A 12520-nucleotide genomic window follows, 5' to 3' on the forward strand; every position below is an offset into this window, starting at 1 on the left:
CTTATTCCGCACGCACCGGCACGCGGGCCGCGACTGCGCACATGAGCTCGTAGCCGATCGTCCCGCAATGGCGCGCGACGTCGTCGATCGACAGCGCATTGCCCCACAGCTCGACGCGCGCCCCGACGCCGGCCTGCGGACACGGGGTTAGGTCGACCGTGATCATGTCCATCGAGACGCGCCCGACAATGCGCGTGCGGATGCCGTCGACGATCACCGGCGTGCCTTCGGGCGCGACGCGCGGATAGCCGTCCGCGTACCCGCATGCGACGACGCCGATCCGCATCGGCGCGGGCGCGGAGAACGTCGAGCCGTAGCCGATCGCCTGCCCCTTGCCGATCGATTGCACCGCGATCAGCTCGGACGACAGCGTCATCGCCGGCTTCAGGCCGGTATCCGCGATATCGGACGACAGCCCCGACGGCGACGCGCCGTACAGCACGATCCCGGGCCGCACCCAGTCGAAATGCGTGTCCGGATGCCAGAGCACGGCCGCCGAATTCGCGAGGCAGCGCGCGCCTGCGATGTTCGCCGCGCCGCGCTCGAAAGTCGCGAGCTGCTCGGCGACGCCGCGCTCGTTGTCGGCATCCGAAAAATGGGTCATCAACGTGATCTGTCCGATGCTCGGACACGCGCGGGCGCGCTCCCATGCGGCGCGGTATTTCTCCGGCGCGTAGCCGAGCCGGTTCATGCCGCTGTTCATCTTCAACTGCACGTTGACGGGCTTCGACAGCCGCGCGGTTTCCAGCATCCGCATCTGCTCGTCGTTGTGCACGGTGGTCGTCAGGCTGTAGCGGTCGATCACGTCGATGTCGGTCGAGCGGAAGAAGCCCTCGAGCAGCAGGATCGGGCCCGCCCAGCCGAGCTCGCGCAGCTTCACGGCTTCGTCGAGATCGAGCAGCCCGAAGCCGTCTGTGCCGCGCAGGCCCGGGAACACGCGCGCGAGCCCGTGGCCGTACGCGTTGGCCTTGACGACCGCCCAGACTTTGGACGGGCCGGCATAGCGGCGGACGACGGAGAGATTGTTCGCGAGAGCGGCAGTGTGGATGGTGGCGGAGATCGGGCGCGGCATGGGAAATTTACGTAAAGACGCTTGCGAATCATCAGCTTACCGCGCCTTTTGAGCACCGAAGCCGACAATTTGCGGAACGATCGGGGAATCTTGCTAGTCCGAACTGCCGTATTTTCGTGTTATAAAGCCGTGCGCACAACCCATTTCGAACGGAATAAGCCGATCGCATACCTGGCGGCCTACGCGGCCAAGCCGCAGCGACGAAAGCATCGCATCAGATGAAAAAAGGTTTTTACACCATCATGGCCGCGCAGTTTTTCTCGTCGTTGGCCGACAATGCGCTTCTCATCGCCGCCATCGCCTTGCTGAAAGACCTCCACGCCCCGAACTGGATGACACCGCTGCTCAAGCTGTTCTTCGTGTTGTCCTATGTGGTGCTCGCGGCGTACGTCGGCGCGTTCGCCGATTCCCGTCCGAAGGGCCGCGTGATGTTCATCACCAATTCGATCAAGGTGGTCGGCTGCCTCATCATGCTGTTCGGCGCGCATCCGCTGCTCGCGTACGGCATCGTCGGCTTCGGCGCGGCCGCCTACTCGCCCGCCAAATACGGGATTCTGACCGAGCTGCTGCCGGCCGACCGGCTCGTCGCCGCGAACGGCTGGATCGAAGGCACGACGGTCAGCTCGATCATCCTCGGTACCGTGCTCGGCGGCGCGCTGATCAGCCCGCACATCGCATCGCACGTGATCGCCCACACGCCGTCGTGGATCGGTACGCCGGCCGAAGCGGCGATGGCCATCATCATGGCGCTGTACGTGATCGCCGCGCTGTTCAACCTGCGCATTCCCGATACCGGCGCGCGCTATCCGAAACAGGAGCGCGGGCCCGTCAAGCTCGTCACCGATTTCGCCGACTGCTTCATGGTGCTCTGGCGCGACAAGCTCGGCCAGATCTCGCTCGCGGTCACGACGCTGTTCTGGGGCGCCGGTGCGACGCTACAGTTCATCGTGCTGAAATGGGCCGAAGTCTCGCTCGGCATGACGCTGTCCGAAGGCGCGATCCTGCAGGCCGTGGTCGCGGTCGGCGTCGCGGGCGGCGCGATCGCCGCCGCGGGGCGGATTCCGCTGAAGAAGTCGCTGACGGTGCTGCCCGTCGGCATCATGATGGGCATCGCGGTGATGCTGATGGCGTTCTACACGCGCGATCTGTTTCCGTCGCACTGGGCGCTGCACATCGGTCATCTGCGCCTGCCCGTGTATCTGATCGTCGCCTACGTGTTCCTGATCGGCGTCGGCGCGCTGTCCGGCTACTTCGTCGTTCCGATGAATGCGCTGCTGCAGCATCGCGGCCACGTGCTGCTGTCGGCCGGCCATTCGATCGCGGTGCAGAACTTCAACGAGAACCTGTCGGTGCTCGTGATGCTGTGCCTGTATGCGGTGCTCGTCTGGCTCGACGTGCCGGTCGGCGTCGTGATCGTGCTGTTCGGCACGTTCGTGTGCCTGACGATGTGGCTCGTGATGCGCCGCCATCAGGCGAACCAGCGCCAGTTCGATTCGGTCGCGCTGATCGGCGAATCGCGGCACTGACGCTACACTTCCCGTTTCCGTCCGTTCGCGCCGGCCGTCGAGCCGGCGCGTTGCCATCATGACGCATCCGATACCCAACGTGCTGACGATCGCCGGCTCCGATTCCGGCGGCGGCGCCGGCATCCAGGCCGACCTGAAGACGTTCTCCGCACTCGGCGCATACGGCGCGAGCGCGATCACCGCGCTGACCGCGCAGAACACGCGCGGCGTCACGGGTGTGCACGCGCCCGATCCCGCGTTCGTGACCGCGCAGCTCGACGCGGTGTTCGGCGACATTCGCATCGATGCGGTGAAGATCGGCATGCTCGCGAACGCGCCGATCGTGCACGCCGTCGCCGACGCGCTGCGGCGTTACGCACCGCGCTTCGTCGTGCTCGACACGGTGATGATCTCGAAGAGCGCGCATGCGCTGCTCGCGCCCGAGGCGGTCGACGCACTGCGCGACGCGCTGCTGCCGCTCGCGACGGTCGTCACGCCGAATCTGCCGGAAGCGGCCGCGCTGCTCGGCGACGCGCACGCGACGACCGAGGACGACATGGTGCGCCAAGGCCGCGCGCTGCTGCAGACCGGCGCACGTGCGGTGCTGATGAAAGGCGGCCACTTGCCCGATGCGGCCGCGAGCCCCGACTGGCTCGTCGCGCAAGCGGGCGCCGTGCGGCTCGACGGCCCGCGCGTGCCGGTCAGCAATACGCACGGTACGGGCTGCACGCTGTCGTCCGCGATCGCTGCGCTGCTGCCGCAGCTGCCGGACCTCGAAAGCGCGGTGCGCGAAGCGAAGGCCTATCTGACCGGCGCGATCGCCGCGAGCGGCCAGCTCGACGTCGGCCACGGCGTCGGCCCCGTCCACCATTTCCATCGCTGGTGGTGAGCCCGCGCCGAGGCGCGCTCAGCCGGCCAGCGCGGCAAAGGCCTGCGCTCGCGCTGGCCAGTCGTCCGGCACGATGAAGCCGCGCGCGGTCTCGTACCACGTGCCGTCCGGTTCCGCTTTGTAAACACCGATCAGCGCAGGCGCCGGGCGCTCGGACAGCGCCGCCGGCAACGCGCGCGTGTCGGCAAACGGCACGGGCGGCGTGCCGGCGTTTGCCACGTTCGCCGCGATCCGCCGCGGCGCGAGCCAGGCGAGCCGCGGCAGGACGCTCCAGGCCGCGTCCGCCGGCTGCGCGGCGGCCCATTCCGCCCACTGCGCATGCGTGAGCCAGAAGCCGCGCGGATGATCCGGCGCGATGTCGGCCGAGACGGGCGGCACCGGTGCGCGATGCGGATAGAACAGCCAGCCCTTCACGAACATCTGCGCATCGGACAAGGGGCCGTAGCCGAGCCGCGCGAAGCCGTCGCGGCGACTCAGCGTCAGCTGGTGCTCGACGAGCCGGCTGCGTTTGCGATCGAACCGGTCGACGAGATTCGGTCCGACGAAATCGGCCAGCGTCGCACGCTCCCGCACCGGTGCGCATAGATAGCACTTCACCGCGAGTTCCCAATGCAGGCGTCGGCCGTCCCGTGCATCGACGAGAAAATCGACTTCGCCGAGCGTGTGGCCATGCGTGCGCAGCGGCAGATTGGCCGCGACGAGCGACAGCGACGGGCCGTGCGCGAGGAAGTATTCGAGCAGGCACTCCGCATAGCGGCCGAGCCGCACAGGGCGCAGCCCGTCGAGCGCGCGATGCAGTGGCGCGGGCGACGCGTCGAGCGCCGCGAGCCATGCTTCGGCGGCGCTCTGCTCGGCCGCGGTCGACCATGGCTGCGCCAGCGGCGCGCCGGGCGCGGCGCTCAGCAGGCTCGGACTGGCGAGCAGCCAGCCGAGGTCGCGAACTGCGACGTCGCGCAGCGTATCGACGAAGGCGAACGCCGCGCGCCCGGTCATGGCGCGGCCGGCGGCGGCGCGTCGGCAGCAGGCGACGCCGCGAACGTGTCGCGCGCCAGGCACAGGTCCGCCCATGCCTTCGCCTTGTCCGGCAGGCTGCGCAACAGATACGCGGGGTGGTACGTGACGATCACCGGCACGCCTTCGTAAGCGTGCACGCGGCCGCGCAGCGATGCGATGCTCGCGTCGGTCTTCAGCAGCGTCTGCGCGGCGAAGCGGCCGAGCGCGACGATCAGCTTCGGCTTGACCAGCGCGACCTGGCGCTGCAGATACGGCTCGCAGCGAGCGACCTCGTCCGGCTCGGGATTGCGGTTGCCCGGCGGCCGGCACTTGATCACGTTCGCGATGTACACGTTCTCGCCGCGCTGCAGCGACAGCGAGCGCAGCATGTTGTCGAGCAGCTTGCCGGCCTGACCGACGAACGGCTCGCCCTGCTTGTCCTCGTTTTCGCCCGGCGCCTCGCCGATCAGCATCCAGTCCGCTTCGCGGTCGCCGACGCCGAATACCGTGTTCGTCCGCTTCTCGCACAGGCGGCAACGCGTGCAGTCGGCCACGCGCGCGGCGAGCGCGTCCCAGTCGAGCATGGCGACCGGCGCTTCGGCCGCGCGCGGCTCGGCCGCCGTTGCCGAATCGCCGGGCGGCGCGGCGTCGAACCACGCGAAATCGTCGTCGACGGCCGGCGGCATGTCGGCGGACGGCGAGGCCGCCTGGGCCGACGCGATCGCCGTGAGCGCGCCGGGCACGTCGTCGGCCGGCTGCGGTGCACGCGGCGTGTCGACAGGATGGCCATCGGCGACGGGCGCAGTAGCGCGCATCGGCGCGCCTGTCGACGCACCGTCGTCCGCCCGACGCGCGACCGGTTCGGCCGCCTTCTCATGTGCTTCGCGCGCCGCCGCGGGCCGCGACCGCACCGCGTCCGATGCCGCCGCAACGGTCTCCGCGCCGGCGCCGGCGGCTTCCGACTGCGCCGCGACGGCACCGTCGCCGGCCGCCGAGCCGCTCGCGCGCTGGCCGCGCCGTACCCAGATCTGCGCGAGGCCCATCTCCTCGAGCGCCGCTTCAGCCCACGCCATGCGCGCCTCCGTCGTTGTTCAGCGTCAGACGCATCACGATCGCGTCCTCCCGGCTGCGATGCCGCGCCGGATAGTAGTTCTTGCGCCGGCCGATCGTCACGAAGCCGAAACGCTCGTACAGCTGGATCGCGCGCGGATTCGACGGCCGCACTTCGAGCAGCACGCCGTCGAGCCGTTCGGCGCGTGCAATGCGCACGGCTTCGCGCAGCAGCGCGAGACCGGCGCCCGAGCGCTGCGCGGCGGGCGCGACGCAGAGGTTCAGCAGATGCATCTCGTCGATGACGGGCATCAGCACGCAATAGCCGACGAGCGTGCCCGTCACGTGACGCAGGCACACGCCGAAATAGCCGTTGCGCAGCGAATCCTCGAAGTTGCCGCGGCTCCACGGGAATTCGTACGCGGCCTGCTCGATCGCGACGACTTCGTCGAGATCGGCATCCGTCATCGGCGACAGATAACGGTCGCTCAGCAGGACGCCCGTCATCCCTGCGCCCCGTCCGTGCGCGCTGCGCGTGCCGCGATCCGCTCGGCCGTCGTCTGCGCGACCTTGTCGCGCACGTATTCCGGCGCAGCCTGATCGGCCGGCACGACACGCCCTGCGCGGAACGCACGCAGCGCCGCATGCGCGACTGCGAGCGCATGCGGCAGCGCTTCGCCGTCGATCGTCGTCGCGCGCGCGGCCGCGGGCAGCTGCGCGCCGAATGCGGCGGCCGCGTTGCCGGCGAGCGTAAACGGCGCATCGGGCACGCCGACCGCCGCCGGCGCGTCGAGCGACGCCGGATGCAGTGTGCGCCAGTCGTGCGCCTCGTCGTCCCAGGCGAAGTCGGCCCAGTACGCTTCGTCCATCCGCGCGTCGAGCGCCGCCAGCACGCGCGTCGTGCCGGGCGCGCGCAGCCGCGCGTGCTCCGCGCACGCGAGCAGCGTGCCGATCGGCACGACGGGCAGCCCGCGACCGAACGCGAGGCCCTGTGCAATGCCGGTGGCGGTGCGCAGGCCCGTAAACGAGCCGGGGCCGGCGCCGAACGCGATCGCGTCGCAGTCGGCGAGCGTAAGGCCGGATTCGGCGAAGAGTTCCTGGAGCGCCGGCAGCACGCGCGTGCTCGACACGGCGCCCGTCATCTCGTGACGGAACCAGGTTTGCGGGGAAGAAACGGCGGCATCGGCCGGGGCCGAGCGCAGCAGCGCGACCGAGCAGTATTCGGTCGACGTATCGATGGCGAGGAGCACTGTTTGCGTCATGGCCGACATTGTAATGCGGCGCCCCGCCCTGACGGGCGATCGCGGCCGATCTTCGCGCGCCGGCGGCGCCGTCGGCGGTTTGGAAGGATCGCTCGACCCTGCGCGACGGCCCGCTTGTTAAGATCGGCCGACTCGAAACCCTTACGGAGACACCGATGAGCGACCTCACCGCCCGATTCGATCAGGCCCAGATCGACGTGAAGCAACTGACCGAGCGGCCCGGCAATCTGACGCTGCTGCGGCTGTACGCGCTGTTCAAGCAGGCGACCGACGGCGACGTCCACGGCGACAAGCCCGGCTTCACCGACATCGTCGGCAAATACAAGTACGACGCGTGGGAAGCGTTGAAGGGCACACCGCAGGACACCGCGAAGCAGCAGTACATCGAACTCGTCGAATCGCTGAAGAACGGCACCGCTTCCTGACCGCCGGCCCTCGGCCTTCAAACCGGTGGCGCAGCGCAGCAAAATTCGTTACAATGCTGGCTGCGTCACTTCCGCGCTCGGCCTGTAGGCCGCTCCGGCCGGACGCCACGTAGCGTTAAGCTCCAATCCGGTTTAGAACCTGTCCCCTCCTGCTTCGGCCCTTGCGGTCGTCACTTATCAGGCTGGCGGTCCCGCTCCTGCAGCGCGCCGCACCCAAAACAGCTTCTAATGCCTCGTCCGCCGTCCATTCGGCGGATTGCACCCGTTTCCCGATTTGCTCGCTGAATCCGACGACTTGGGTATGCGCGATTGGCGCCGACGTTTCACCCACTGTGTTTCAAGGATTGTTATGACTTCGAGCATCAACTCCAGCCCGCTCAACGCGATCGCCGACCAGGCGCTCGGTCTCGACGCCGCCGCACCGGCCGCCGACGAACCGAGCTTCGCGTCGCTCGGGCTGTCGCCGGAGATCGTCTCCGCGCTGCAGGCCGCCGGCTACGTGAAGCCGACGCCGGTTCAGCAGCGCGCGATTCCGGCCGGCATCGCCGGCCGCGACCTGCTGGTGTCGAGCCCGACCGGTTCGGGCAAGACGGCCGCCTTCATGCTGCCTGCGATCGAGCGTTTCGCGCAGCTCCAGAAAGCGCAGGCGCAGCAACCGCGCGCGCCGCGCGAAGCGAACCAGGGCGAGCGCCGCGCGCGCCGTCCGCAACCCGTCGCGCGCCCGGGCCTGCTCGTGCTGACGCCGACCCGCGAACTCGCGATGCAGGTGACGACCGCCGCATCGACGTACGGCAAGCACCTGAAGCGCCTGCGCACTGTCAGCATCCTCGGCGGCGTCGCCTACGGCCAGCAGCTGATGCTGCTCGCGAAGAACCCGGAAATCCTGGTCGCGACGCCGGGCCGCCTGCTCGACCACCTCGAGCGCGGCCGCATCGACCTGTCCGAGCTGAAGATGCTCGTGCTCGACGAAGCCGACCGCATGCTCGACATGGGCTTCATCGAAGACATCGAAACGATCGTCGAGGCAACGCCCGAGTCGCGCCAGACGATGCTGTTCTCGGCCACGCTCGACGGCAAGATCGGTTCGCTGACGAGCCGCCTGCTGAAGGATCCGGAGCGCATCGAGATCCAGCAGCGCCTCGAATCGCGCGCGAACATCGCGCAGACGGTCCACTACGTCGACGACCGCGACCACAAGGATCGCCTGCTCGATCACCTGCTGCGCGACGCCGCGCTCGACCAGGCGATCATCTTCACGGCGACCAAGATCGACGCCGATCAGCTGGCCGGCCGCCTCGCCGACGCCGGCTTCCAGTCGGCCGCGCTGCACGGCGACCTGCCGCAGGGCGCACGTAACCGCACGATCCGTGCGCTGCGCGAGCGCCGCGTGCGCGTGCTGGTCGCGACCGACGTCGCGGCGCGCGGCATCGACATTCCGGGCATCACGCACGTGTTCAACTACGATCTGCCGAAGTTCGCAGAAGACTACGTGCACCGGATCGGCCGCACGGGCCGCGCGGGCCGTTCGGGTATCGCGGTGAGCCTCGTGCATCACGCGGAGCAAGGTGCGCTCAAGCGCATCGAGCGCTTCGTGCGTTCGCCGCTGCCGGTCAACGTGATCGAAGGCTTCGAGCCGCGCAAGACGCCGCCGCGCAACGATCGCGGCAACGGCCGCGGCCGCCCGGGCGGCGGTAACGGCGGTCGACGTTTCGGCGGCAAGCCGGGCGGCGGTGGCCACGGCGGTCACGGCCGCAGCTACGGCGGCGGCAACGGCGGCGGCTGGAGCGGCAAGCCGGGCGCGAGCCGCGACGGCGGCCGTCGCGACGGTCAGCGCAGCAGCGGCCCGCGACGCAGCAATTCCGCGTCGTAAGCGCGCACGGGCGGCTTGCGAGCCGCCCACGCATCCGATCGACCGGCGCATCCGCGCCGGTTTTTTTTCGTCTCGCCCCGCTTTTCACAATACGAAAAAATCTTTTGTCTCGTAAAAAATCATGCTGCGTGGCACAACCGTGCCGATTGCAGAATAAAAAAAGGCGTTTCTCATCGCGAAACGCCAATCATAACCGCATGATTTTCAAAGAATAAAAATTTCAAACCATCCCGACATAGCCCCTGTTTCGCGCGACGCGATTTGCCTAGACTCTTATACAAGACTTCACGAAACGGGACGCAGCACAACCGGCTTCGCGAACAGCATCATCACCGTCCGATTCAACCGATAGGCAACACACCACTTCAAGGAGCTCATCATGTCGCGTCAGCAACAGGCACAGGAACTGCAAAAGCAATGGGAAACCGATCCGCGCTGGAAGGGCATCAAGCGCAGCTACACGGCTGAAGACGTGGTGCGCCTGCGCGGCTCGATCCAGGTCGAGCACACGCTCGCGAAGCGCGGCGCCGAAAAGCTGTGGGAGCTGATCAACAACGAGCCGTTCGTCAACGCACTCGGCGCGCTGACCGGCAACCAGGCGATGCAGCAGGTCAAGGCCGGCCTGAAGGCGATCTACCTGTCCGGCTGGCAGGTCGCGGGCGACGCGAACGTCGCCGGCGAGATGTATCCGGACCAGTCGCTGTATCCGGCGAACTCGGTGCCGCTCGTCGTGAAGCGCATCAACAACACGCTGACGCGCGCAGACCAGATCCAGTGGTCCGAAGGCAAGAACCCGGGCGACGAAGGCTATGTCGACTTCTTCGCGCCGATCGTCGCCGACGCGGAAGCCGGTTTCGGCGGCGTGCTGAACGCATTCGAGCTGATGAAGGCGATGATCGAGGCAGGCGCATCGGGCGTGCACTTCGAAGACCAGCTCGCATCGGTCAAGAAGTGCGGCCACATGGGCGGCAAGGTGCTCGTGCCGACGCGCGAAGCGGTCGCGAAACTCTCGGCCGCGCGTCTCGCCGCCGACGTGATGGGCACGCCGACCGTGCTCGTCGCACGTACCGACGCGGAAGCCGCTGACCTGATCACGTCCGACATCGACGACAACGACAAGCCGTTCCTGACCGGCGAACGCACGGTCGAAGGCTTCTTCCGCACGAAGCCGGGCCTCGAGCAGGCCGTGTCGCGCGGCCTCGCGTATGCGCCGTACGCCGATCTGATCTGGTGCGAAACCGGCAAGCCGGATCTCGAATACGCGAAGAAGTTCGCGGAAGCGATCCACAAGCAGTTCCCGGGCAAGCTGCTGTCGTACAACTGCTCGCCGTCGTTCAACTGGAAGAAGAACCTCGACGACGCGACGATCGCCAAGTTCCAGAAGGAGCTCGGCGCGATGGGCTACAAGTTCCAGTTCATCACGCTCGCCGGCTTCCACGCGCTGAACTACTCGATGTTCAACCTCGCGCACGGCTATGCACGCACGCAGATGAGCGCGTTCGTCGAGCTGCAGCAGGCCGAGTTCGCGGCAGCCGACAAGGGTTTCACGGCGGTCAAGCACCAGCGCGAAGTCGGTACCGGCTACTTCGACGCGGTCACGCAGACGGTCGAGCGCGAAGCGTCGACGACCGCCCTGCACGGCTCGACCGAAGACGAGCAGTTCTTCGACGGCAAGAAGGTCGCGTAAGCGTCGCGCGCCACGCGCCGCCGCTGTCGCGCCCGGACCGGGCCGACCGCGGCGGCGACGACAGAGCGAGAACCAGGGAGGAGACGGCCGGCGCGCACCACGCGACCGGCCGCGCGGCCTGCGGGCCGTTTGCTACGACGCGCGCCGGCACCGTCCGGCGCGCCCTTTTTTCGGCGCCGGCCATGCGCTACTCGCAGCGCCGGCACCGCGATCACCGATAGACGATCACCGGAATATTCGTATGAGTCAGCACGCGCTGCGTCTCGCTGCCGATCAGCAGGCTGCCGAGCCCGCGACGTCCGTGCGACGCCATGAAAATCACGTCGCAGCCGCCGCGCTCGGCCGCCTCGATGATCCCGAGGTACGGCGACGGATGCACGCTCGTCCACGTATCGCAGACGACGCCCGCCGCCTTCGCGGCCGTTTCGACTTCGTCGAGATGTGCGCGTGCCTCGCGCTCGCTGCGCGCACGGAAATCGGCGGGCGGCTCGATGATCACTTCGGAAAACGGCGAATACGGATACTGCGGCAGGCACGCATACGCGGTCACGCGTGCATTGACCGCGCGGGCCAGATCGATCGCGCCGTCGATCGCCTTCTTCGACAGTTCGGAACCGTCGGTTGGAACGAGGATGTGCCGGAACATCGCGCCCTCCTGCGTCAATGGCACGCCGCGCGCCGCCGCGCCGTCCCTGCTCGTCGCGATGCCGCGCGCCTGCCTGTTTCGATTGTAGTGCGCGACGCGGCAGCGGCGGCAGCGGATTGGCCCGCATGTTGCCGCGCGACGCTATTCGCCCCAGTAACCGGGCCGCTCGTACGTGTGCTTCAGGTAATCGAGAAACAGCCGCACGCGCAGCGGCAGGTGCCGGCGCTGCGGAAACACGGCGTGAATGCCGATCGGCGGCGCCGCGAACGCGTCGAGCACGCTGACGAGGCGGCCGGCCGCGATGTCGTCGCCGACTTCCCACCACGATCGCCATGCCAGACCGTGGCCGGCCAGGCACCACTCGTGCAGCACCGCGCCGTCGGAGCACTCCATCGTGCCGCTCACGCGGATCGACACGACCTTGTCGTCTTCCTGGAACGTCCAGCCGCGCTGCTGGTTCGCGTTCGCAGCGAGCGCGAGGCAGTTGTGGCGCGCGAGTTCCGCGAGCGTCGTCGGCGTGCCGCGCCGCGCGAGATAGGCGGGCGACGCGACGCACACGCGCCGGTTCTCGCCGAGCTTCAGCGACACGAGCGAAGAATCGGGCAGCTCGCCGAGCCGCACCGCGCAATCGAAGCCTTCGTTGACGAGGTCGACCATCCGGTCCGACAGATCGAGCGTGACCGACACGTCCGGATGCGCGCCGCTGAAGTCCGGCACGAGCGGCGCGACGTGGCGGCGGCCGAAGCCGGCCGGCGCCGTGATGCGCAAATGGCCGCTCGCCTTCACGCCGCCGGCGGATACGCTCGCTTCCGCGTTCTGCATGTCGTTGATGATGCGCTGGCAATCCTCGAGGAAGGCGGAGCCCTCGAAGGTCAGCGTGAGCTTGCGCGTCGTGCGCACGAGCAGCTTGACGCCGAGCCGCTCCTCGAGCGCGTCGAGACGGCGGCCGATGATCGCCGGTGCGACGCCCTCCGCGTGCGCGGCCGCCGACAGGCTGCCTTTCGCCGCGACCGCGACGAACGTTTCGATCTGTTTGAACCGGTCCATGAATCGAAAGGGACGGCACGCCGTGCCGCTCTGATGACTGAAGCGGCTCAAGATTAGGTATATGAAAGTAAAAG

12 protein-coding genes are annotated in these 12520 nt (G+C 68.2%); 5 read left to right on the plus strand and 7 right to left on the minus strand.

Features of this window, described 5'->3' with window-relative positions; translation table 11 throughout:
- Position 1 precedes the first annotated feature (1 nt).
- Positions 2 to 1072, minus strand: coding sequence for an alanine racemase (alr, locus tag NP80_RS22835; protein WP_006402626.1), 1071 nt, complete (start codon positions 1070 to 1072; stop codon positions 2 to 4).
- 218 nt (positions 1073 to 1290) lie between these two features.
- On the opposite strand from alr, the gene lplT reads away from it, so the two are divergent.
- Together lplT and thiD are read left to right on the plus strand one after the other, a co-directional pair.
- Entirely contained in the window at positions 1291 to 2598 is a 1308-nt protein-coding gene (gene lplT, locus NP80_RS22840; protein WP_006407724.1) for a lysophospholipid transporter LplT, read from the plus strand.
- Between the two features lie 58 nt (positions 2599 to 2656).
- Entirely contained in the window at positions 2657 to 3466 is an 810-nt protein-coding gene (gene thiD / locus NP80_RS22845; protein ID WP_006407725.1) for a bifunctional hydroxymethylpyrimidine kinase/phosphomethylpyrimidine kinase, read from the plus strand.
- Positions 3467 to 3484: 18 nt separating this feature from the next.
- Here thiD and NP80_RS22850 read toward each other — a convergent pair whose 3' ends face one another.
- From NP80_RS22850 to tsaB, 4 genes are read right to left on the minus strand one after another with little or no spacing between them, the layout of a single operon-like run.
- On the minus strand, positions 3485 to 4459 hold the full coding sequence (locus tag NP80_RS22850) for a DUF1853 family protein (RefSeq protein ID WP_006411688.1): 975 nt from the start codon (positions 4457 to 4459) through the stop codon (positions 3485 to 3487).
- The gene (locus NP80_RS22855) at positions 4456 to 5532 is read right to left on the minus strand and encodes a uracil-DNA glycosylase (RefSeq protein ID WP_006407727.1); all 1077 of its coding nucleotides are present in this window, start codon (positions 5530 to 5532) and stop codon (positions 4456 to 4458) included. The genes NP80_RS22850 and NP80_RS22855 overlap by 4 nt, the downstream gene beginning before the upstream one ends.
- Entirely contained in the window at positions 5519 to 6016 is a 498-nt protein-coding gene (gene rimI, locus NP80_RS22860; RefSeq protein ID WP_006407728.1) for a ribosomal protein S18-alanine N-acetyltransferase, read from the minus strand. The genes NP80_RS22855 and rimI overlap by 14 nt, the downstream gene beginning before the upstream one ends.
- The gene (gene tsaB, locus NP80_RS22865) at positions 6013 to 6780 is read right to left on the minus strand and encodes a tRNA (adenosine(37)-N6)-threonylcarbamoyltransferase complex dimerization subunit type 1 TsaB (protein WP_035488280.1); all 768 of its coding nucleotides are present in this window, start codon (positions 6778 to 6780) and stop codon (positions 6013 to 6015) included. The genes rimI and tsaB overlap by 4 nt, the downstream gene beginning before the upstream one ends.
- 146 nt (positions 6781 to 6926) lie before the next feature.
- Here tsaB and NP80_RS22870 point away from each other — a divergent pair, with 146 nt between their 5' ends.
- The 3 genes from NP80_RS22870 (at position 6927) to aceA (ending at position 10753) form a co-directional block, all read left to right on the plus strand.
- Positions 6927 to 7196 (plus strand): acyl-CoA-binding protein, encoded by a 270-nt coding sequence (locus NP80_RS22870; RefSeq protein WP_006402618.1) that lies wholly within the window; start codon positions 6927 to 6929, stop codon positions 7194 to 7196.
- Positions 7197 to 7545: 349 nt separating this feature from the next.
- Complete coding sequence (locus NP80_RS22875) at positions 7546 to 9066, plus strand: DEAD/DEAH box helicase (RefSeq protein WP_006407730.1); 1521 nt, start codon at positions 7546 to 7548, stop codon at positions 9064 to 9066.
- 379 nt (positions 9067 to 9445) lie between these two features.
- On the plus strand, positions 9446 to 10753 hold the full coding sequence (gene aceA / locus NP80_RS22880) for an isocitrate lyase (protein WP_006402616.1): 1308 nt from the start codon (positions 9446 to 9448) through the stop codon (positions 10751 to 10753).
- A gap of 211 nt (positions 10754 to 10964) precedes the next feature.
- Here the strand turns inward: aceA and NP80_RS22885 are convergent, their stop codons facing one another.
- Both NP80_RS22885 and NP80_RS22890 read right to left on the minus strand, forming a co-directional pair.
- The gene (locus NP80_RS22885) at positions 10965 to 11399 is read right to left on the minus strand and encodes a universal stress protein (RefSeq protein ID WP_006410257.1); all 435 of its coding nucleotides are present in this window, start codon (positions 11397 to 11399) and stop codon (positions 10965 to 10967) included.
- A gap of 141 nt (positions 11400 to 11540) precedes the next feature.
- Positions 11541 to 12446 carry a LysR family transcriptional regulator gene (locus NP80_RS22890; protein WP_006402614.1) on the minus strand — a complete coding sequence of 302 codons (906 nt, stop codon included), beginning with the start codon at positions 12444 to 12446 and terminating at the stop codon, positions 11541 to 11543.
- Positions 12447 to 12520 lie beyond the last annotated feature (74 nt).

This window comes from Burkholderia multivorans ATCC BAA-247 (genome assembly GCF_000959525.1).
Taxonomy (GTDB): domain Bacteria; phylum Pseudomonadota; class Gammaproteobacteria; order Burkholderiales; family Burkholderiaceae; genus Burkholderia; species Burkholderia multivorans.

Bases quoted from the DNA above. Each gene is read 5' to 3' on its own strand.
- rimI (WP_006407728.1), bottom strand. From the start codon at position 6,016: ATGACGGGCGTCCTGCTGAGCGACCGTTATCTGTCGCCGATGACGGAT.
- tsaB (WP_035488280.1), bottom strand. From the start codon at position 6,780: ATGTCGGCCATGACGCAAACAGTGCTCCTCGCCATCGATACGTCGACC.
- aceA (WP_006402616.1), top strand. From the start codon at position 9,446: ATGTCGCGTCAGCAACAGGCACAGGAACTGCAAAAGCAATGGGAAACC.
- NP80_RS22855 (WP_006407727.1), bottom strand. From the start codon at position 5,532: ATGGCGTGGGCTGAAGCGGCGCTCGAGGAGATGGGCCTCGCGCAGATC.
- thiD (WP_006407725.1), top strand. From the start codon at position 2,657: ATGACGCATCCGATACCCAACGTGCTGACGATCGCCGGCTCCGATTCC.
- NP80_RS22875 (WP_006407730.1), top strand. From the start codon at position 7,546: ATGACTTCGAGCATCAACTCCAGCCCGCTCAACGCGATCGCCGACCAG.
- NP80_RS22850 (WP_006411688.1), bottom strand. From the start codon at position 4,459: ATGACCGGGCGCGCGGCGTTCGCCTTCGTCGATACGCTGCGCGACGTC.
- NP80_RS22890 (WP_006402614.1), bottom strand. From the start codon at position 12,446: ATGGACCGGTTCAAACAGATCGAAACGTTCGTCGCGGTCGCGGCGAAA.
- alr (WP_006402626.1), bottom strand. From the start codon at position 1,072: ATGCCGCGCCCGATCTCCGCCACCATCCACACTGCCGCTCTCGCGAAC.
- NP80_RS22870 (WP_006402618.1), top strand. From the start codon at position 6,927: ATGAGCGACCTCACCGCCCGATTCGATCAGGCCCAGATCGACGTGAAG.
- lplT (WP_006407724.1), top strand. From the start codon at position 1,291: ATGAAAAAAGGTTTTTACACCATCATGGCCGCGCAGTTTTTCTCGTCG.
- NP80_RS22885 (WP_006410257.1), bottom strand. From the start codon at position 11,399: ATGTTCCGGCACATCCTCGTTCCAACCGACGGTTCCGAACTGTCGAAG.